Annotated in this window: 19 protein-coding genes and 2 pseudogenes; 7 read left to right on the forward strand and 14 right to left on the reverse strand. The window is 58.9% G+C overall.

Going from position 1 to position 19,373, the window contains the following annotated elements; translation table 11 throughout:
• Positions 1-132 precede the first annotated feature (132 nt).
• The 3 genes and pseudogenes from GWK50_RS19210 to GWK50_RS19220 form a co-directional block, all read right to left on the reverse strand.
• A complete protein-coding gene (locus tag GWK50_RS19210) occupies positions 133-1,680 on the reverse strand; it encodes an IS91-like element ISPps1 family transposase (protein ID WP_011117152.1) in 1,548 nt (515 codons plus the stop codon).
• A gap of 108 nt (positions 1,681-1,788) precedes the next feature.
• Positions 1,789-2,382, reverse strand: a pseudogene (locus GWK50_RS19215) (FAD-dependent oxidoreductase); the annotation flags it as partial.
• Positions 2,383-2,525: 143 nt separating this feature from the next.
• Positions 2,526-4,544: pseudogene (locus GWK50_RS19220) on the reverse strand (Tn3-like element IS1071 family transposase); the annotation flags it as partial.
• 153 nt (positions 4,545-4,697) lie between these two features.
• Here GWK50_RS19220 and GWK50_RS19990 point away from each other — a divergent pair.
• Positions 4,698-4,850 carry a DUF4113 domain-containing protein gene (locus tag GWK50_RS19990; protein WP_242455511.1) on the forward strand — a complete coding sequence of 51 codons (153 nt, stop codon included), beginning with the start codon at positions 4,698-4,700 and terminating at the stop codon, positions 4,848-4,850.
• Positions 4,851-4,871: 21 nt separating this feature from the next.
• On the opposite strand, the gene GWK50_RS19230 is transcribed toward GWK50_RS19990, so the two are convergent.
• The 11 genes from GWK50_RS19230 to GWK50_RS19280 all read right to left on the reverse strand — a co-directional run bounded on the left by GWK50_RS19230 (position 4,872) and on the right by GWK50_RS19280 (position 12,012).
• On the reverse strand, positions 4,872-5,993 hold the full coding sequence (locus tag GWK50_RS19230) for a zeta toxin family protein (protein WP_162018187.1): 1,122 nt from the start codon (positions 5,991-5,993) through the stop codon (positions 4,872-4,874).
• A gap of 3 nt (positions 5,994-5,996) precedes the next feature.
• On the reverse strand, positions 5,997-6,164 hold the full coding sequence (locus tag GWK50_RS19235) for a hypothetical protein (protein WP_162018188.1): 168 nt from the start codon (positions 6,162-6,164) through the stop codon (positions 5,997-5,999).
• The gene (locus GWK50_RS19240; protein WP_162018189.1) at positions 6,161-6,439 is read right to left on the reverse strand and encodes a hypothetical protein; all 279 of its coding nucleotides are present in this window, start codon (positions 6,437-6,439) and stop codon (positions 6,161-6,163) included. Before GWK50_RS19240 ends, GWK50_RS19235 begins: the two co-directional genes overlap by 4 nt.
• 12 nt (positions 6,440-6,451) lie before the next feature.
• Complete coding sequence (locus tag GWK50_RS19245; RefSeq protein WP_162018190.1) at positions 6,452-6,739, reverse strand: hypothetical protein; 288 nt, start codon at positions 6,737-6,739, stop codon at positions 6,452-6,454.
• 5 nt (positions 6,740-6,744) lie between these two features.
• On the reverse strand, positions 6,745-6,906 hold the full coding sequence (locus tag GWK50_RS19250) for a hypothetical protein (RefSeq protein ID WP_162018191.1): 162 nt from the start codon (positions 6,904-6,906) through the stop codon (positions 6,745-6,747).
• Positions 6,907-6,924: 18 nt separating this feature from the next.
• Positions 6,925-7,956 (reverse strand): replication protein RepA, encoded by a 1,032-nt coding sequence (locus GWK50_RS19255; protein WP_162018192.1) that lies wholly within the window; start codon positions 7,954-7,956, stop codon positions 6,925-6,927.
• A gap of 59 nt (positions 7,957-8,015) precedes the next feature.
• Positions 8,016-8,438, reverse strand: coding sequence for a TrfB-related DNA-binding protein (locus tag GWK50_RS19260; RefSeq protein WP_162018193.1), 423 nt, complete (start codon positions 8,436-8,438; stop codon positions 8,016-8,018).
• Positions 8,439-8,516: 78 nt separating this feature from the next.
• On the reverse strand, positions 8,517-9,716 hold the full coding sequence (locus GWK50_RS19265; RefSeq protein WP_162018194.1) for a ParB/RepB/Spo0J family partition protein: 1,200 nt from the start codon (positions 9,714-9,716) through the stop codon (positions 8,517-8,519).
• Positions 9,713-10,477 (reverse strand): ParA family protein, encoded by a 765-nt coding sequence (locus GWK50_RS19270; protein ID WP_162018195.1) that lies wholly within the window; start codon positions 10,475-10,477, stop codon positions 9,713-9,715. Before GWK50_RS19270 ends, GWK50_RS19265 begins: the two co-directional genes overlap by 4 nt.
• A gap of 137 nt (positions 10,478-10,614) precedes the next feature.
• A complete protein-coding gene (ssb, locus tag GWK50_RS19275; RefSeq protein WP_162018196.1) occupies positions 10,615-11,034 on the reverse strand; it encodes a single-stranded DNA-binding protein in 420 nt (139 codons plus the stop codon).
• Between the two features lie 717 nt (positions 11,035-11,751).
• Positions 11,752-12,012 (reverse strand): helix-turn-helix transcriptional regulator, encoded by a 261-nt coding sequence (locus tag GWK50_RS19280; RefSeq protein ID WP_162018197.1) that lies wholly within the window; start codon positions 12,010-12,012, stop codon positions 11,752-11,754.
• A gap of 194 nt (positions 12,013-12,206) precedes the next feature.
• Here GWK50_RS19280 and GWK50_RS19285 point away from each other — a divergent pair, with 194 nt between their 5' ends.
• From GWK50_RS19285 to GWK50_RS19310, 6 genes are all read left to right on the forward strand, one after another.
• Complete coding sequence (locus GWK50_RS19285; RefSeq protein WP_162018198.1) at positions 12,207-12,917, forward strand: lytic transglycosylase domain-containing protein; 711 nt, start codon at positions 12,207-12,209, stop codon at positions 12,915-12,917.
• A 9-nt stretch (positions 12,918-12,926) separates the two neighbouring features.
• On the forward strand, positions 12,927-14,957 hold the full coding sequence (locus GWK50_RS19290; protein ID WP_162018199.1) for a DNA topoisomerase: 2,031 nt from the start codon (positions 12,927-12,929) through the stop codon (positions 14,955-14,957).
• A 277-nt stretch (positions 14,958-15,234) separates the two neighbouring features.
• On the forward strand, positions 15,235-15,576 hold the full coding sequence (locus GWK50_RS19295) for a TrbC/VirB2 family protein (RefSeq protein WP_162018200.1): 342 nt from the start codon (positions 15,235-15,237) through the stop codon (positions 15,574-15,576).
• A gap of 16 nt (positions 15,577-15,592) precedes the next feature.
• Positions 15,593-15,955, forward strand: a complete 363-nt coding sequence (locus tag GWK50_RS19300) for a VirB3 family type IV secretion system protein (RefSeq protein WP_162018201.1) — start codon at positions 15,593-15,595, stop codon at positions 15,953-15,955.
• Positions 15,894-18,419, forward strand: coding sequence for a VirB4 family type IV secretion/conjugal transfer ATPase (locus GWK50_RS19305; RefSeq protein ID WP_242455507.1), 2,526 nt, complete (start codon positions 15,894-15,896; stop codon positions 18,417-18,419). The genes GWK50_RS19300 and GWK50_RS19305 overlap by 62 nt, the downstream gene beginning before the upstream one ends.
• Positions 18,416-19,114: a type IV secretion system protein gene (locus tag GWK50_RS19310; protein WP_162018202.1), complete on the forward strand. Its 699-nt coding sequence runs from the start codon at positions 18,416-18,418 to the stop codon at positions 19,112-19,114. Before GWK50_RS19305 ends, GWK50_RS19310 begins: the two co-directional genes overlap by 4 nt.
• The last annotated feature ends 259 nt before the right edge of the window (positions 19,115-19,373 follow it).

Here is a 19,373-nt window from a genome sequence, read left to right on the forward strand (position 1 = left end):
AACACGTTCGGCCAAGGAAGGTTGAGCGCTCGCTTGCCGCTCAATGGCAAGAGCTTGGGAGGCAGTATGCATTTGGGCCTGGCGCGCGCGCAGCTGCTTCCCCGCAGCGATGGATACCGCCGCTTCACTGGGTCACCAATTGACGCGCTGGTCTACCTCGTCGGGTTGAGCTGCCAGATCCCAATCCGGCTCGCCTTGCGCACCATCATCCACCGGCGCGTCGCAGCCCTCCCACAGCGGTGGCCCGCGTGCCGGGGTGATGTGCGGGGGGGCAGACTCCACCCCGATGTGGTTCAGGATGTGGCGGATTTCGGCGCTGTGGGTGATGAAGGCAATGATGCGCATCTGCCCACCGCACATGGGGCACAGCAGCGGAAATGCCTCGTAGATGCGGGCAATCAGCACCGCCCACAAGTAATGCGCCGCTCGCTTCGGGCGTGCTTCAGGTTCGGGTGTGGGTGTGGCCGCGTTGCCCGGCGCCGCCACCCCAGGTACGCCCGCGCCAGGTTGTGCAGTCTCCACCGTGGCTGGTTGCGACGCAGCAGGCTGAGCCAGCGCCGTTACCGCCGCTCTCAGCGGCGAGTTTGGTGCCAGCACACCAAAGTAGCGGTGCCGGTGGGTGCGTGGCGGTGGCACCAGCGCGGCGATGCGGTCGATCAGTTCCAGCGGTGTGAGGTGCAGCTCATCTGCCTTGGCACCACGCTTGTCACTGGTGGGCTCGCTGCGCTGTTTGGCACAGCGGTACACCAGTTTGCTTCCCTCTTTGCGTAGGCGCTCCATGGAAAACGGTGGACGCGCGCAATAGCGCAGCAGCCGCTCCAGCGCAGCGCGGTCGTGGGCTTCGATGCAGACACCGGCGTCCACCGAGAAGCCGCTGTGTTTGTAGCCCAGCATGTCTTTGGCGTCACAGTTCTCCAGCAGGCCCCGAGCAACGAAGGCGCGCAGGATGCGTTTTTGCAGTGTGGTCTGCACTGGGGCCACGGTAGCCGCATCGATGCCGGTGGCCGCGTGAAAGATGACACCCGGCGATGAGATTCGAGGGGTCGCATCAGCATCGCCCTCGCCCTCCACTTCCTCAAACACCCCGTCCACCACACAAACGTGGAAGTGGACGTGTTCATTGAGGCTGGAGCCGAATCGGTGAATGAAGGCGATGGCACCGATGTGCAGGCCTGCCTTGTCCATATGGGCCGCACCGGGGCTGTGGGTCTGCAGAGTTTGTGCGATCACCCGCAGAAAGATGCGCAGCACCATGCTCAGCACCGCTCCGTCGCGTTGCATGAAGTACCGCAACCTCTTGGGCACGGAGAGCACCCACTGGCGCACCGGCAGGCGGGGGAAAACGTGGTCGCTCAGGTGTGCCGCCGTCTCCACCATCCGCCGCGTGGTGCACGAGGGGCAGACTCCCCGGCCTTTGCAGGAGAAGGCTACAAAGTAGTCGTGCCCACAGTCGCCGCAGCGAGCGCGGGCAAAGCCATGGGCAAAGATGCCGCACTCAAGATACTTGGCAAACGCTTTGCGCACGAAGGGCTTGGGGGTGTGGTGGTCGCCCTGGCCGTCGAACTGACCCGCGCTGGCCAACTCTAGCCAGGTCTCGTAGTGCTCGGCTACCATTTGGTAGAGCAGCGTGCGTTCGGGGTGGCGTGGGTTGTAGAGCTTGGGCTTGGAAGTGGCTGACATGAATACTGTACAAATGCACAGTATTCTGCGGCGATTGTTTGGGTACGCAAAGCACAAGGCCCGAACCGTCGCCAGTTCGGGCCTTGTCAGGGTAGCTTGGCTGCGGACTTACTTGCGCGCAGGCGGCACATCCGTGCAGCTGCCATGCGCCACTTCCGCCGCCATGCCGATGCTCTCGCCCAGCGTCGGATGCGGGTGGATGGTCTTGCCGATGTCGACAGCGTCCGCACCCATCTCGATGGCCAGGGCGATCTCGCCGATCATGTCGCCCGCATGCGTGCCGACCATGCCGCCGCCCAGGATCTTGCCGTGGCCCCGGCCAGCATGGCCGTCTCCTGATCCTGCTTCGGGGCTGTCGTCGAACAGCAGCTTGGTGACGCCTTCGTCGCGGCCGTTGGCAATGGCGCGGCCCGAGGCCGCCCAGGGGAACAGGCCCTTCTTGACCTTGATGCCCTGCTGCTTGGCCTGGTCTTCGGTCAGGCCCACCCAGGCCACTTCGGGGTCGGTGTAGGCCACGCTGGGGATCACGCGGGCGTTGAAGGCGGCGCTGGCCAGTTCCTTGTTGCCCTGCAATTCGCCGGCGATCACTTCCGCCGCCACATGCGCCTCGTGCACCGCCTTGTGCGCCAGCATGGGCTGGCCCACGATGTCGCCGATGGCGAAGATGTGCGGCACATTGGTGCGCATCTGGATGTCCACGTTGGGGTCTCCTCGTTTTCAGTGCAATAAGTGACGGTACGAAAAGCTAGCACTGGCGCGGAGGTGGTGTTGGTAGATCGTTGATTTCATTGACTTTCCTGTTCACTTTCAAATCTGCGATTCGTGGCGTCAAACCGTGGTCGGTTTCATCCATTGGTGCCAGTTATCGATGCATTTGGCCGCGAAGGCAGGATTTGGTCAGCATAGCGGTCAACCGGGAAGCGAAACACACCCCGCAAGTTGATGCTCTCCAGCCTGGTGGGCGCAATCTTCCCGATCAGTTCCGGTGGAATGACCTGGCGGCGGTTCGACCAGCGATCCAGGACCGCCTGCATCTGTGAGGTATTCCACGCCATCACGATGTTGGCCATCAGGCTCAACGCATCGGCCACAGCCTGCATTTCATCGACACGTTTGGCCTGCGCCGGGCTGATCCGGCCGGTATAAATGGCGCGCTTGAGGGCGTTAACAGCCTCGCCCCGATTGAGCACCCGGCGCAACTCGTTCCTGAAAGCGTCCTTGACAAAGTAGTCAGCCAAAAACGCCGTACGCAGCAACCGCCCCAATTGCACGCCAGCCTCATAGATTGGATCGCCCTGGGCGGCAGAACCGAACCGCGCAAGAGCTGCCACCGCACTGGCATGTCCGCTCATGACCGAGGCTGCCAGGTGCACCAGACTATCCCAATGCTTTTCGATCAAAGCGACGTCGACATTGGCTTCGCACACCGCAGCGATTTCTGCGGGCACTTTGGTGCCGCGTGGCACAAAGAGGTGGCGCTGTTTGAGTTCCTTCAACCGCGGGCAAAGATCAAAACCAAGCAAACGGGCATGTGACATGGCAAAGTCGGTGTAGCCATGGGTATCCACAGCAAGCTGGCTGGTCTCCAGCTTTTCTTGGCGGATGACACCTTCAATGGCCACGCCCGCCTGGCGCTCATTGAGCACAAAGGGCTGCGCATGGAAGATGCCCCACCGGTCTTTTACATGGGAGTAGATTCCAATGGAAGGTGTGTTGCGCCGAGGATCAAGCCGGGCTTGCCACACCCGTTTGGTGGTCTCCATGGTCATCATGTCAGAAGATGCCAAATCGGACCGCCCCCAGGTGGCGGCAATCGGGTGTCGCTGCATGAATTCCAGCACAGCCTGGCAGGCCTGGCTCAGACGCCGTTCGTCCCGCGCCCAGCGCATGGCCTGGCGAATGCTGGTGGCAGACAATTGCGGAATCATGCGCGCGCATTCGACCGCAGTCAGACTGGTGCCGTGGGCCATGATGCCGGCATAGACCATCAGCAGCTCGTCGGTAGAGCGCGGCTCACGTCCGAGCATGATCCAGCTAAAGCGCACCTGGGCGTCAACGGCCAGAATCACTTCCGGCAATTGAACCTCACCGATGCGGTGATCCAAAGCCGCGCGCAGCTTGGTCACTTCTGGGTCTTCGTCCTCTGCGGGCAATGGCGACAAATGGAGTTCATCATCCACGCGCAGTACGCCACTGCGGGCTGCAGCGGCCACCGCATCGACACCGGCAGTTACTCTGGCCAGCAAAGGCTTCAAGAAAGTGGCAGCCTTGCTGGGTAACGATAGACGGGCATAGTGTTTCTTGGACTCTGCCTGCCAACGCTCGTCCGTGAAGAACAAGCGCGCACGACCCCGAAAGCTCAGGCTGTGCTCAATCCAGACCGAGCCATTGCGCACCGCGCGGCGCAGGGCAAACAGGGTGGCCACCTCCAACGCCTGAAACGCCCGTTCCCGGTCTGGGCTGGAGATCGAAACCTGCCAGATCATTCCCAGACTTGGTGCCACCACTTCAACTGGCAGCTTTCTGGATCCTTTGAGATATAAAGCTTGCAGCTTGGCAAGGTACTCGATGGCAGGATGCTCGCCGGTGGCCTGCCAGGGCAGCTTTGCAATGGCGACGAGCAACGACCGCACGGGGCGAATTCCATCAATCAATCCCTCGCGGACCAGGGAGGCCCTGCTCGGTGGTTTGCGTTTCTGGGTTTCGGTGATCAAGGCTTCAAGACGGGCACGCAACTCAGCATCTGGCACCGCACCTTGCGCGCTCAAGGCAACAAGTTCGCCGAGCAGCGTTTTGTACATTGCGGCCCAATTGACGGTAGCGGGGACATCGGCGGCAGCCTGACGCCACAGATCACCGAGGCGGCCATCCTGGGCATGCGTCTAATCTACGAGCCAGGCTACGACCTGGCGAAAGCAGGGGTCATGCTGATGGATCTGTGCGACGCCGGCACCCTGCAGGGCGAGCTGGATCTGGATGATGATGCGGGCCGCGACCGCGGCCCACTGATGGCCGTGATGGACAAGTTGAACGGTCGGTGGGGCAAGGCCACCATCCAGCCTGGCGGCGTAGGCATCGCCACGATGCGCCGCGATTGGGCCATGCGCCAGGCGCGGCGAACACCGCACTACACCACCGACTGGCACCAGGTGCCCATCGCTCGGGCGTAGGCGCGGGAGTTATTCAGCGCATCACCGCTCGGGTTCGCGGCGGCTCTCCCTCGCCTGTTCCTTCTCGATCACCTGAACGTCCGGCACGTGGCCGCGCTCAATCGACCTGGCCGCGTTCTCATGCACCCGCGCCATGACAAGGGCGCGCTGCTGCGGGTCCAGGCCTTCGACTTTGGCCTTGGCCTCGATGGCTTGGATGGCACCATACGCAGGTGCCAGCTCTGGATGCTGCCGCATGGCCTGCTCCGGCGATTCCTGGCGGAACACCTCGGCCGCCACCATCGCCCGCGCCTGGCGCTGCAACTCCGCAACCCTGCTGACTTCCGCCGCGCTGGCCTGGCGCGAAGGCTTGGCGAGCATCCCGGCCAGGTCGTCAAACCCCTTCGAGTAGTCGCGTCGCTCCAGCAACGTCATGGGCCGGGCGCGCTCTGCCTCCACCACGGCGCGGGCCTGTGGCTCCTGCGCCCACTGCCCGTTTTCGAGCGCGTTGCCGTGGATCGCCTCGGCACCGCGTCGGTAGATCGTCACACGGTCGGCCAGCTTGTCGCGCTCGATGCGGTCAAGGGTCTGCAGCATGCCATCGTAGGCCGCCTGGTGGGCCTCGGCGGTGGTCATGCGCCCTACCCCACGGTCGGCCTTCTGGTTCTCGTAGCGCTGCAAAATGCCCTGCTCGCTCAGGCGTGCATTAACGGCCAGCGCACGGGCATCAATCAGATAGCCAGCGGCCCGAAGGCTTTCCATCGTGGCGGCCACTTTGGCACCGTCGCGCATGGTGCCTTCGATCACGACATTGATGCGCTGCGCCTTGGCCTCGGCGATGGCCTTCTCGACCCATCGGCCGGTGTCGCGGTCGGTATAGAAAGCGGCGGTCTTGTCGTCGTTCGCCATCAGGCGGGCATAGTGCGGGTGGAACCCGCGCAGGTCATCACCGATGATTTCCACGGCACCGCCACGCGGGCCTAGTTCCTCTTTTGCGGCTTCGACGGCTGCGCTCTTGCCTGCGCCTGGCTGGCCGCCGAAGATGACGGCCACGGGCCGTTCAACGGGCCTCGCGCCCGCGAAAAGCACGGGCTTAATGTCCTGCTCGAAAATGGCTTGGTGCTGCTCTTCGGTGAGGCGGTATTGGTCTGGATTCGGCGCCATGAACTACCGGGCCGCCATCACCAGCGCGGCCCACAGGCCCACAATCAGAAAGGGCAGGCTCCGGGCAAACCAGTTCAGGAATTCGCCCTCCACCTCGATCACATTGCCGAAGGTGTCTTTGCCGATGGTCGCCTTGTTCGTGATGAACAGGCGGCGAGCAAGCGGGCTCATGCTGCAACCGCTTGGCGGTCGGCACGCCAGGAACGAACGAGCGCCCCGTATTCAGCGCGGATGCGCGCCACCTCGGCGCTGTCATTGACGCGCAGATCTGCACGTTCAAGGAAAAGCCGCGAGCGCTCGGCGCGCAAGCCCTCGATGCGTGCAGCATCAGGGTCAGGCTTGCTGGATTCCTCGGCAATCTGGCCGGTCTGGATCGCCATCAGGTCGGTAATCACTTCGCGGGCACACTCGTATGCCACGGCCTCGGTTTGCGTCCATTGCTTCATTGCATCGTCCTTTCATTTTCGCGTCCGCGCAATCACTCTGGCGTGGTTCAGGCGAGCCAGCCGCCCACCTAGATCCCACGCCCTGTTGACATAGTAGCCCGCCTCGTTCGTGTTGCCCACAAGCTGCTCTGCAGCGTCGTGTAACTTCTTCATGCCATCGTAGCCGCCGAAGAAAGCCGCCGTGGCACCAATCAGGCGCAGCCTTGCATACAGCTCATCGCGGCGGGCATTGGCCTCCGGGTCTGCCTTGCCGCGCAGCCCGTCCAGCTCGCGGGTGATGGCGACTGTGGGCTGCTCCATGACGCTCAACCCCGGCGCAGCAGCCGCAGGACTCCCCCGGCGACAAGGACGCAGGGCATGACCAGCCAAAGCCCGAAATTGGGCGTGGACGGCCCTGAGACGGCATAGCCGAATACGGCCAGCGCCAGGCCACCGACGATGTAGAGGGGTGCATGTTGCTTGCTCATCCTATTCCCTTTGCAAAATCAAAACAGCGAGGGCTGCCCATCGTCATCCTTGGGCTTGTACTCGGTCGCGGGCGCGATGTGAGGCGGCGAGGGCAGCAGCACAAGCCCGTTGTCGGCCACTTTCAGGCGGGCGGCGGGGTACACGATCTGGACGGCCTTCAACGCCTTCAAGAACCCCTTCTTGAAGTCCCGCGATGCCTGGTTAATGTCGGACGTGTTGAACGATGATCCGAATTGCCCCATCAGGGACTCCCAGCGGATCGGCTTCGTTGGCCGGTCGGTGTAGCTCATCCGGTAGGTCAGCCAGGAATAAATGTCCATCGCCAAGGGCGAGCCGCGCAAGGCTTTATAGGCCCGCAGGTCAATGGGTATCGGGTGCTCGATCAGCTCCTTGTAGAAGGGCGTGCTGAGCTTGACGTGCGATTGCCACTTGCCTGCGTCTTGCGCATGCTGCGGCACCCAGAGGGCGCGCTCGCCATCGGACGCCGGCGTGTCGAGGTTGAATGCGTCCTCGTTCTCCAGCCGCAGGCCTTCGGCGATCAGGATGTTTCGCAGCACAAAGCTGCCATCGCTGGCAGCACCCCGCGCCATCTGCGCCGTGATGAGCGCCCCAAATAAGCGCTTCATCTGCTCGGCAACCCGCGTGCCCGCGCCGCGCTGCCCGCCGCTATTGCTGCGCAGCTCAAGCACTTCCCGTAGAAAAGAGCGTAGCGAGTCGCCAAGCTCAATCATCGGCGATTGGTTGCGCACCGCTTCGGTCGTTACCCAGGACATGAGCAGCCGGGGATAGATACCGTAGGGAATACCACCCTCATACCCGGCCAATATCCGTAGTTTGAAGTCCCCATTGATGCGCGTGAACACATCGGCTTTCGGATCCTTGTAAGGCATGGTGGCCAGCACCAAGGCGCGAGTCATATACCCCAAAGTTCCGGCACGGCGAGCGTCCTCGTCTTCGATGGCGAATTGCTCATCAATAGCCCTGCGAACCCACTCAGGCACATGACCAGACCGGTAATCAATCACCGTATCCTGTTTTTTGCTTGCCATATCCACCATCCGCTATAATTTTCGAAGCCGCTGCTTACCCCGCTCCGGCTTGACTAGACCTAGCCCGGCCGATTGGCCGGGCTTTTTTTTACGACTTGCGCCGCTCTCAATGCCGCTTCTGCAGCAGCAACTTGATGCATACGCGCCTGGTACGCCACCTCGGCTTCAGCTTCGAACCGATCAACAATTGCACCTGGTGCACTCACTGTCGCCCGTCGCCACCCACGGGGCAAGACGCGCGCAAGCGCAGCATCTTCCAACACCCTCGCCTCACGGTACGCATTCAGCGTCTCAAACATCCGCTGCACGGTCTTCCAGACGGCCTGCCTCGTCACGCCGTATCGCTCCGCAGCATCCGGGTACGACAATCCATCGACCATCACCAACCGCGCGGCGGCAATGCGATCCGCGCTAAGACTGTCGCAAACCAGCCGCTGCAGCGCCTCAAACTCGGCCACAGATACAGCCGTCTCTTTTGTCATATATCACCCCGATTGCGAAACCACTGACGGTACACGATGACAGGGACAAAACCGCACACCGCCCCGCTTCACACCCAATCAAGCCCGAACAACGGCGAATATTTCATCGAGGCGCAGTTCGCCACCAGTGGCATCAAAACCGCACATGCACGCGGCCAGAAGCAGGGCTCCAGCACCCTCCGTGGAATACCGCCCAGCGCGCAGGCCAGCAAAAACATGCTTTCCCGAACTCTCTGCCTTACGCGCAGTATCGAAAGCTGGCTTTAAAACCGTCAAACACGCGCTGATTTCCTCGGGCTTTAGCTCGGCAAGCACCTGCTCGGGGCGCTGGTCGTCGCGAGTCAGGCGTTGGTATATGTCCACCAGCAGTCCGGACACGTCAACCGCTGTACCGTGCTCGGCCAGAATATCAATCGTGCGTGTGTCCTTCGGTTGGGCCACGGTGGTTCCCTTGTCCGCGCCCTTCTTGTCCTTGCCGTCCTTCTTAGGCTTCACCTCATCGCGCACGGCCTGGGCCTTGACGCGGGCATCCTGCTTGCCCCTGGATTGCTTGAGGTCGTCAACAAGCTCCTTGGCCTTGGCCGGGCTCACCTTCTCGACCTGGCGCACGGTGGAAATCACTTCTGTGTCGGCGCTGATGTTCTCGGTCACAAGGCGCTTTGCCTGCTCGGGCAGGTGCAGCAGCGACAGCACCTTGGACAGCCATGCACGGCTCTTGTTGTGCTTCTCCAAGACAGCCTCGACGGATCCCAGGGCGTCAAGATCGCGCTGCACCTTCCTGGCTCCCTCAATCTGCGAGAGGTTCAGGCGGTGGATGTTCTCCGCGAACTGGAGGTCTTCGGCCTCTTCGTCCGTCATTTCCTTGGCCTTGGCGCGCAGCGTCAAAAGGCCCTTCATGCGCGCGGCGCGCATGCGGCGTTCGCCCGCCACCAGGCGGTACGGCTTGGGATGGCCTGCGGGCATCACGCGCAGCAAGATCGCCTGGATCTGGAACTTGGCCAGGCTGTCGCCCAGCTCGTCAAGGCTCTGGTCATCGCTCTCGAATTCCTCCCGCACCTGTTCAACAATTTCAACGTCGTCCAGATTCACCGGGAATTCGGGCAGGTCGTCTTGGGCAAAGAGGGCGTCTATCCCGGCACCCAGCGCGTTTCCAGCTCCTGCGAAGGCATTGGCTGCATTCTTGGCGGCTGGCTTCTTGGCGGTGGCGATGGCGTTCTTCTTCACGGCGTTTTGCCCCTTCGTCGTGGCTGCTGGTTTCTTGGCTGTTACGGCTTTCACTTGGCGATCCTCCCCAAAATCGAATCACAGGCTGCGCGCCACTCGTTGGCGGCCAGCAAATGACCTTCCCCTCGGGTACCCACCCATACCGGGCGGCGCCGGGCAATTGCCTTACGCACGGGCGCACGCTCGGGCAGCACCTCGGGCAGAATGGCGGCACCGTACTGCTCGCGCAGCGAGTCCAGCGCCTCGCGTTCCTCGACGCTGCGGTTATTAGTCTTCATAGGCAAAATGCCGACATGCTTCAAGCGGGGGTTGAAGCCCTGGGTGCGGATCACGTGGATGGTCTGGATCAGGTCGGCCACGCCCGCAAGCTCGTAAAGGCCCACGGATACCGGTGTAACCACGTAATCGGCGGCGGCCAGGGATGCCATGAGGCGAACACCCAGCAGGGGAGGGGTGTCTATCAGGCACAAGTCAAAGTCCTGCGCGAAGCGGCGCAGCGCAGTACCGGGACGGCGGATCACCTGGTTCTCGGCCTTGTCGATGGACAGCAGCCCGTTGTCGGCGCGGATGATGGCAAGGCCATCGGCAACCCACTCGGGCGAGGCCTGCGGCGGCTCGGCCTCATAGAGCCGGGATGCCACGATGCCTGGCTCTCCATCATCGGCCCGGGGGAAGCTCAGGGACAGGCTGCCTTGCTTGTCCATGTCCACCAGCAACACGCGCAAACCGGCCTCGATGGCCGCGTAGGCCAGGTGAACGGTCAACGTACTTTTTCCAACGCCACCCTTCTGATTCGCAACTGCCAGAATTTTCATGGTATCTCCTGCTCCTGCCCGAAGGCAACATGCTTGACTAGACGATTGTTGATGATCCGACACGGGCGGTTTACCACAGGTGCAACCTTCGGCGGTTGACTTAGATTTTCGCGTCCGCGAAAACCGCCCACCGGCCCTCAATAGGGCAGGTCGTCGTCCTCGGGCATGCCGGAAGGCACCCCGCCTGCCTGGCCCGAAGGCTCAGGGCGTTCACCGTCCCCCTGGGGCCGCGCACCCAGCGGCTGCACCTCATCGGCGACAACCTCAGTGGTGTAGCGGTCGATACCTTCCCTGTCAGTCCACTTGCGCGTGCGCAATTTGCCCTCGATGTACACCTGGCGCCCTTTGCCCAAGTAGTCCCGCACGAACTCGCCAAGACGACGATAACAAACCACCGTGTGCCATTCCGTGGCCTCCTTGCGCTCGCCGCTCTCACGGTCGCGCCAAGCCTCCGTTGTAGCCACACGGAAGTTGACCACCACATTGCCATCGGGCATGGTGCGCGCCTCCGGCGCATTACCAATGTTCCCAATCAATTGCACCTTGTTCAAAGCCATACTGATTCCTAAAAATGACCCTCGGGCCGGTTGGTTTCCTTGTTACTGGTGATTTCCTTTGCCTCACCATGATTGATATTATACCAATCCCATTTTATCCGTCAACCTGATTAGGTTGCTCAAGTGTAATACATTGCAACCCAAAATCACCTCCCACTTAAGACCTGGCCAGCATCCGGGTATGGGGCAACGCCCCATGTAGCCGCACAGCGGCGTAACACCAGCAGCGCCAACACGCAACAGACACCCACCGCGAAACACCCACCCAGCACTTCCCCGCCCTCAAACCGCGCCCTGATAAACAGGGCTGTTGGGCTACAAAAATGCACCAAGGGGAGTATTCGCGCAGCGAACACGAGAGAGATTGAAGCGTAGGCCCGCCAGGGCATACCTTGGCCGGGATACCGGGGTGCAGCTCGCAAAGCGAGCTGCAGGGCTACCGCCCCGGCCCCTACCGGCCAACCCGCGCGCAAGCGCGCGGGCTTCGGGCACATGCCCCGGATTGCCCCGCAAGTAGGGCCTTGCGCCCTTCTTGCTGTCTTCCAAGGGGGAAGCCCCAGCGGCGGGGGATATGCGAAGCATTGCCCCCTAGAGCGCAGCAAGGCGGCCTGGAGCTGTGCCCGCCAGGGCAATCCCGCAGGGATCGAGCCGAATCAGGCGAGCAGCGCAAAGCCCCGCAGGGGCGGGGGCGTCCGGTTTTCGCGGACGCGAAAATGCTCAAGCCTCCGGGAAGACCTGTAAGCCATGTCGCCCAAGCGCATCGCCAAGCACAACCACGAAGGTGATCCAGTCGCGGTCAATCGCATCCAGCCAGGCGAACAACTCAACAACATCCATTCGGCGGACACCCGACTCACAGCGACTCACGTAGCTCTGCGGCACACCAAGTCGCCGCGCAACGTCAGCCTGTGTCATACCAACGTCAATCCGCGCCTGGCGCAGCAAAGACAAAAAAACTGCGTAGTCGCGTTTAGTCATAAGAGTTGAAGACAGCCAACTCTCCAGAATGACCGAAGCTGTCAACTATGCAAACACTGGATTACAACATTAACAATAAATTACCGCTAAAACAATTATTAAATCCATTGATTTTTACTTTTTATATTTATCATTCCGCAAAGCAAAACATATAACTTTGACGCCAATCGATAAACGAAACGGAAAGTAAGTAAATGGACTTCATAGCACTGGCACAGCAATGCGCTCCAACGGTACACCCGCAAACGATCGCGGCAATCGTCAAAGCGGAAAGCGCGTTTCGCGAGTTCGCCATCGGCATCAACAAGCGAACCGCTGTTCTCAAGAGACAGCCGCAAACCAAAGCCGAAGCCGTAGCAACGGCCAAAGATTTGATCACACGCGGCCACAACATCGACATGGGTCTCGGGCAAATCAACTCAGACAACTTGCCACGACTTGGAATCACCGTGGACGACGTATTCGACCCCTGCAAAAACCTCGCTGCAGCCGCAACCATCCTGACCAACAACTACATCAGAGCCCCCGGCGAGCCACAAGAGGCTCTCAAAAAAGCACTGAGTGCATACAACACGGGCGACTTCGCCAAAGGACTACGCAATGGGTACGTGTCCAAAGTCACAACAGCAAATCAGCAAATCGCCCAGGGCTACACAGTCCCAGCGATCAAGTTCACCGAAAGCGCCGCGGCAGGCAGCACAAGGCAAGACAACAGCGAGTCACGCGGATCGCTCGTACTAGCTACGACACCACAACAAGCAACACGAGCAAAAGACCCGAAACCCGCACAACCTCAACGCCCCGCAGATCCATCGATGGTATTTGGCGAGGGAGGCGGCAACAGCGCGACCACGAACACGACCCCCGGCGACGAAAACAAAGCCGCTCAGGCAATGGTGTTTTGAGGCAGTCCGATGAAGCTACTGATCGTCGAATCGCAAGGTAAAGTCGAGGAACTCAAGGCCATCCTCGGCCCGGGCTGGAAGGTCGCCGCAAGCCTGGGCCACATATGCGACCTTCCCGAGCGCGAAATCGGCGTGGAGCCGCCTAAGTACAAACCGCTCTACACCCTCTCCGAACGCGGGAAATCCATCGTCGGACGGCTGCGCGACCACTGCGCACGCGCGCAGGAAATTTACATCGGCACCGACCCCGACCGCGAAGGCGAAGCCATCGCCTGGCACCTCGCACGCGAACTCAAGCTAGGCCGCGACGCTAAGCGCGTGCGCTTCTCGGCTATCAAGGACTCCGTGGTTCGCCAGGCCGTGGCAGCGCCCACAGGGATCGACTACAACCTCGTTGGAGCCCAAGAGGCCCGCCGCGTGCTGGATCGGCTAGTGGGCTACACCGTCAGTCCTGTGCTTTCCCGCATGGGCGGCATGACCCTCTCTGCAGGCCGCGTGCAAAGCCCGGCCGTTGCGCTGGTCGTCATGCGAGAGCGCGAGATTGCGGCCTTCGTACCCACAAGCCATTTTCATGTGCGCCTGGACTTCTCGGCAGGGCAGGGCGACACGGCAGGTTTCGCGGACGCGAAATCCGCCTGGCGCACTTGGTCGGCAATGTGGGAAGTCGTGCCCGACTTCGCGCCGGAAGATCGGCCCCACTTCCAAGACCACGCTTTCGCGGTCAAGGTGTCGGAACTCGACTGCGCCATTGTCGAATCCTGCGTGGACGGCAAGCGCCGCCGCGCCCCTCACCCGCCCCTGGCCACCAGCGGGTTGCAGCAGGCCGCTAGCGTCAAGCTGCACCTCGATCCCGAGGAAACCATGCGTATCGCGCAGCGGCTTTTCGAGGGCGGCCACATCACCTACCACCGCACCGACAACCCAAACATCAGCGAAGAGGACTTCCCTCATATCGAGGCGCTGGCAAAGGCCATGGGCTGGGCCATGGCACCGAAGCTGCGCACCTTCAAGGCTCCCGAGGCCGCCCAGGCCGGGCACCCGGCCATCACCCCCACGCATTGGGAGGTGGACGAAGCCGGGGACACCGATGAAGCGAAGGCTGTCTATCGTCTGATCCGCCAGCGCGCCATCGCAAGCCAGTTGGCCGATGCCATCTACACCACGCGCACTGCGCGGCTTTCCGGCCAGGTCGAAAGCAAGCCCGTTCACTTCCAGGCCCGCAGCGAAGCACTCCAAGAACTCGGCTGGCTGGAGCTGCTGGCCGACGAAGCCGATGAAGAAGGCGGCGAGGAAGGGCAGGGCGGGGCGTCCAACCCGGTGCCGCCGCTCACTGCCGGACAGCAGCTCACTCCTGCAGGCGGTGAAGTTCTCGCCAAGCAAACCAGGGCACCGAAGCGCTATACGAAGGCCTCGTTGATCGACAAGCTAGAGGCCGAGGGAATAGGGCGTCCGGCCACCTACGCGGCCATCATGAGCAACATCGAGCGCCGCGGGTATGTCGCGGTGAAGAAGCAATTTCTTTTCCCGACCGAGACAGCCTTTTTCATCGTCGATCAACTCAGCAAGGCCTTCTCCTTCATGGACGTGGCTTTCACCCGCGACGTGGAAGCCGAGTTGGACAAGATCGCCACCGGTCAGAGCTCCTACCTGGCTACCGTCCTGGCAAGCCACAACAGGCTCGATCAGGAGCTGGCAACTCTGGAAAGGCAAGGGACTGGCGCACCACGCTTCCCCTGTCCCGAGTGCGGCAGCGCAATGCGCCGCATCCCCGGCAAGTCGGGGCATTTCTGGGGCTGCAGCGGTTATCCAGGCTGCTCCGTCACCAAGCCAGACAAAGACGGTCAACCCGGTGAAAAGGAAACGCCGAAGGACTCGGGCCACGCCTGTCCGGCGTGCGGCAAACCGCTCTTACGCCACACCAAGAAAGGCAAGGAAGGCTACGACTTCTGGGGCTGCTCTGGATTCAAGAGCGGCTGCAAAGCGACGTTTCCAAACAAAAGAAACAAACCTGATTTAGTAGCAAGGCACCCAAAGCAATGACATTTAAAAGCCCAGCAGGAATACTAGATGCGGATTTATTAAATTACCTTAAAACAAATCAAGTTGACACGCTACAAATCAGAGAAAACGAAAGCGAGAGATATGAAATACACGTAATCTTAAAACGGAGCAACAAACCGCACCCCATATTGTCCACGCGAGGAAAACCGAGAGAGTGGGCCAGTTTGGACAGAATGGTAAAACATTTAAAACAAGAATGTTTCACCGTAAAAATTGATTGGATATTTTTCATTCCACCAACACACAAGGAAAAGAAATGCTGACTCAAATCAAAAACGCATATATCGCAAATGCAGCCGAAAAGAAAGATATCAACGCCAAGACACTGACAACCATCGGCATGCTACTGATAGCATTGTTCTTCTTGGCTCCAGATATTGCAATGGCAGAACCATGGGACAGCGCAGCACAAAAGGTGCTGGATATTTTCACCGGCGGCCTTGCGCGGATTCTCGCAATCATCGCTGTTATTGCCTGCGGCATTGCAGCTATTGCTGGTAAATTGTCATGGGATTGGGCTATCAAAATCATCATCGGCATCGTGCTGATTTTTGGCGCCGCTGCAATCGTCGATTACATCATCAGCGCAGTTCAGTAACAAAGGCAGGGCGAGCATGGACGAAATCGAAAAACAAGCCCAATTGGAAGTTGATGAGTTATTCGTCGGGCTTACACGACCCGCCACAGTATTTGGCGTTCATTTCACCGCGTTCGTCGCTGAAATGATCCTGGTCGGATGCGTGTTCCTGGCAATTGGAAATCCCATCTGGTTGCTCCTGCTCGTCCCAACTCATAGTCTGATGTACGTCATATCGTCAACAGACCCCGGTCGTTTCGACAGTTTGACTAAGTACGCAAAGACGAATGGACGCTGTCTTAATCGCTGGTTCTGGAAATCAGCGAGTTTCACGCCCCATGGGTCCGCCGCACTTCCGCGATCAAGAAAAAGCAAGGTTTTCGCGTCCGCGAAAAAGTGAGGGAAAAATGAGGGGAAATCTCAAATTTGCAGCAGCTTTGGACAAGGAGGTCGGTGTATCCGCATTCTTGCCCTACGCTGGACACATTACACAAAACATCATCGCCATGATCAATGGCGACATGATGTTCACAGTGCGGCTATCCGGCGCTGCTCATCAAAGCGCCGACATTGCGGATCTGAATGGCTGGCACAACCAATTAAACGGTTACATCCGAAACATCAGCTCCCCACATGTCGCGATATGGAGCCACATAGTGCGCAGGGCCGTGTTCGAATACCCCGACGGCTCATATCCGAATGGATTTGTAAATTCCGTCAACGACAAATACCGAAGTCGAATCGAAGACACGACACTGATGGTCAACGAACTCTACATATCCGTAGTGTTCCGGCCCAATCCGGTAAGCATCACAAAAGTCGTCAATATGTTTTCGCGCCCCAGCAAAAAAGAGCTGATGGAGCGGCAGCATGAGGGCATAGAGATGATGGAAGACTTGATTGCAACAACGGTCACTGCGCTGGATCGCTATGACCCGACCTTGTTAGGTTGCTACGAGCACAAGGGCAATCACTTTTCAGAGACTTGCGAATTTCTCAATTACATCCTGAACGGAATGTGGCAGCGCTTCCCGCTGCCCCGCGCGGAATTGCGCGACACGCTTCCCACATCACGCCCATTCTTCGGCAAAGGCGGATTGATGAGTTTGCGTACACCGACAAATGACTACTTTTGTGCGGCCTTGGCTTTCCAAGAATACCCCTCTCAGACCACGACGGGTATGCTCGACGATTTGTTATCTGTTCCGTTTGAATTCACACTCGGACAGTCGTTCACATTCCTGTCAAAACCCGCCGCCCGTGGAAGGATGACGCGCCAACAGAAACGCTTAATCAATGCAGGCGACGTTGCGACAAGCCAGGTCGAAGCAATTAACGACGCTCTCGATGATCTAACAAGCAACGTGTTTGTAATGGGAACCCACTCCCTCGCGTTAATGATCAAAGCGCCCGACGAAAAAAGTCTCAATGGCTATGTGTCTCTCGCAGGATCAATCTTGAGTGACGCTGGCATCAAGTGGTCGCGCGAAGACCTGGGCATGGCTGCAGCATACTATTCGTTGATGCCTGGGAATTTCGATTACCGGGTTAGAGCCGGAGACATAACCAGCCGCAATTTCTGCGCCTTCTCCTGTTTACATAATTTCCCCATCGGAAGACTCAACGGTAATCAATGGGGGCCAGCAGTCACGATATTCAAAACAACCTCGGGTACTCCCTACTACTTCAGCTTTCACAAAAGCGAAGACGGCGCGGATGCCAAGAAGGCAGCGAAGCTAGACCCCAATCACAAGGAACTCGCCAATACGGTCGTTCTTGGCAAATCCGGCACCGGCAAAACTGTGATTGAGGGCTTTCTTCTCGCACAAGTGCAGAAATTCAATAAGCCGCCACAGAAGCGCCTTACTTCCATTGTGTTCGACAAAGACTTGGGCGCAGCCGTCGCGGTTCGCGCCATGGGCGGCAAATATTACCCGCTGAAAAACGGTGTGCCAACAGGCTTTAATCCGTTCCAGCTCGATCCCACACCCAACAACATCACATTCCTCGAAAACTTGGTGCGCTACCTCGTCAAGCGAGAGGGAATGCCGATTTCGCCGCGAGACGAGGCAGAAATCGCAAAGGCCATCGCAGGCGTCATGAACCCGCAAGTACCACGCAGCCAGCGCAGGCTTTCGGCAATCATGCAATTTCTCAACCCCACAGAACAAAACGGCATACACATGCGACTAGCGCGCTGGTGCCACGGCATCGGCCCTTTAGGTTGGGCGCTTGATAACGTCGAGGACACCATGAATATCGATGAAAACCCAATCATCGGATTCGACGTTACCGAGTTCCTGGAGAACGCCGAAACACGAACCCCCATCATCATGTATTTGATGCACCGCATTCAATCACTTTTCGATGGACGTCGAGTCATCATCTTCATGGACGAATTCTGGAAGCTATTGGACGATCCAGAATTCGAGGATTTCGTTAAAAACAAGCTGGTGACCATCCGTAAACAAGACGGGTTTTTGGTGTGCTTCACCCAAGCACCCAAGCAAGTTATCCGCTCTCCAATCGCCTTCGCGATCATTGAACAAACGGCAACAAAGATTTTCCTGCCAAATCCAGAAGCAGACAGAGAAGACTACATAAAACATTTCAAGCTCTCGGAGAAAGAGTATGAGCTTATCCGCGATCTTCCCGAAAAGTCACGCCGCTTCCTAATCAAGCAAGGGGCCAATTCAGTAGTCGCGGAATTGGACTTGCGTGGGTTTGACGATGAACTTGCCGTACTGTCCGGCAACACAGCCACATCAATTTTGGCAGAACAGTTGGTTTCACAATTGGGCGAAGACCCAGATATTTGGCTACCAGAATTTCATAAAATCCGTAAAGAAAGGACAACATCATGAGCAAAAAATCGACCGTTAAGAAAATCGCCACTGCAGTAATTACCTCGGCAGCCCTCTCTGTCTTCGTAACACCTGCCTTCGCATTCCTGGGACTCGGCGGCAGCGGGAACATCGCAAAGGAAACGACTCAAATTGCATCCTGGGCTGCGCAGTACGCGCAAATGATCCAAGAATATAACCAGCTCGTCGAGGAATATCGCAGCCTCAACGGCATTCGCGGAATGGCAAGCCTGGTCAACAATCCCCAGCTCCGGCGCTACCTCCCGGACGAATACAGAGACATTCTGAGCCGTGGCTACGGTGACTGGCAAGCGCTGCGCTCCGCTCTGGACAACCCCATTGGAAGTGATGGCCTTTACAAGCAGCGCCGGGATCAACTGTCCATCGACGAAGCGATGGCCCTGGAGAGCTACAAACAGGCAAGCCGACGTTTCGGCGACATTCAGATTTTGCTCGACAAGATCAACGATGCCTCAATCCCCGACGCCAAGGATATGCAAGACCTGCAAGCACGAATCCAGGCGGAGCAAGTGATGCTGCAGAACGAAACCACGAAGTTGGCAATGTTAAAAAATCTACAAGAAATCCAACAACGAAAAATATCAGAACAAGGACGGATTAATATTAAGCAAATGCGTGAAGCTCCCGGATCATTCGCAACCATGCCCAGCAAAGAAGAACTTTTCGGTAACTAATATGTACAGCAAAATATTCCATATCATTACAGCATGTGTGATTTTTGCGGGCTGCACTCCAAATTCGCCGCCAGAAATTGACGTCACCACATCGTCAATAAACGAACTCATTTCATACATCGACACAAATTGCCAAGGCGATTTTCGACAACACGTCCGATGCCAAAACGCAATCGAAGCCAAACGGAAAAAAACCATTAAAGCAATGCGTGAAGCTCCCGGATCATTCGCAACCATGCCCAGCAAAGAAGAACTCTTC

The organism is Acidovorax sp. 210-6 (assembly GCF_010020825.1).
GTDB lineage: Bacteria > Pseudomonadota > Gammaproteobacteria > Burkholderiales > Burkholderiaceae_C > Simplicispira > Simplicispira sedimenti.

Excerpts from the sequence above, each read along its gene's own strand:
- GWK50_RS19210 (WP_011117152.1), bottom strand. The coding sequence starts at position 1,680 with ATGTCAGCCACTTCCAAGCCCAAGCTCTACAACCCACGCCACCCCGAA.
- GWK50_RS19990 (WP_242455511.1), top strand. The coding sequence starts at position 4,698 with ATGGACAAGTTGAACGGTCGGTGGGGCAAGGCCACCATCCAGCCTGGC.
- GWK50_RS19230 (WP_162018187.1), bottom strand. The coding sequence starts at position 5,993 with ATGGCGCCGAATCCAGACCAATACCGCCTCACCGAAGAGCAGCACCAA.
- GWK50_RS19235 (WP_162018188.1), bottom strand. The coding sequence starts at position 6,164 with ATGAGCCCGCTTGCTCGCCGCCTGTTCATCACGAACAAGGCGACCATC.
- GWK50_RS19240 (WP_162018189.1), bottom strand. The coding sequence starts at position 6,439 with ATGAAGCAATGGACGCAAACCGAGGCCGTGGCATACGAGTGTGCCCGC.
- GWK50_RS19245 (WP_162018190.1), bottom strand. The coding sequence starts at position 6,739 with ATGGAGCAGCCCACAGTCGCCATCACCCGCGAGCTGGACGGGCTGCGC.
- GWK50_RS19250 (WP_162018191.1), bottom strand. The coding sequence starts at position 6,906 with ATGAGCAAGCAACATGCACCCCTCTACATCGTCGGTGGCCTGGCGCTG.
- GWK50_RS19255 (WP_162018192.1), bottom strand. The coding sequence starts at position 7,956 with ATGGCAAGCAAAAAACAGGATACGGTGATTGATTACCGGTCTGGTCAT.
- GWK50_RS19260 (WP_162018193.1), bottom strand. The coding sequence starts at position 8,438 with ATGACAAAAGAGACGGCTGTATCTGTGGCCGAGTTTGAGGCGCTGCAG.
- GWK50_RS19270 (WP_162018195.1), bottom strand. The coding sequence starts at position 10,477 with ATGAAAATTCTGGCAGTTGCGAATCAGAAGGGTGGCGTTGGAAAAAGT.
- ssb (WP_162018196.1), bottom strand. The coding sequence starts at position 11,034 with ATGGCTTTGAACAAGGTGCAATTGATTGGGAACATTGGTAATGCGCCG.
- GWK50_RS19280 (WP_162018197.1), bottom strand. The coding sequence starts at position 12,012 with ATGACTAAACGCGACTACGCAGTTTTTTTGTCTTTGCTGCGCCAGGCG.
- GWK50_RS19285 (WP_162018198.1), top strand. The coding sequence starts at position 12,207 with ATGGACTTCATAGCACTGGCACAGCAATGCGCTCCAACGGTACACCCG.
- GWK50_RS19290 (WP_162018199.1), top strand. The coding sequence starts at position 12,927 with ATGAAGCTACTGATCGTCGAATCGCAAGGTAAAGTCGAGGAACTCAAG.
- GWK50_RS19295 (WP_162018200.1), top strand. The coding sequence starts at position 15,235 with ATGCTGACTCAAATCAAAAACGCATATATCGCAAATGCAGCCGAAAAG.
- GWK50_RS19300 (WP_162018201.1), top strand. The coding sequence starts at position 15,593 with ATGGACGAAATCGAAAAACAAGCCCAATTGGAAGTTGATGAGTTATTC.
- GWK50_RS19305 (WP_242455507.1), top strand. The coding sequence starts at position 15,894 with ATGGGTCCGCCGCACTTCCGCGATCAAGAAAAAGCAAGGTTTTCGCGT.
- GWK50_RS19310 (WP_162018202.1), top strand. The coding sequence starts at position 18,416 with ATGAGCAAAAAATCGACCGTTAAGAAAATCGCCACTGCAGTAATTACC.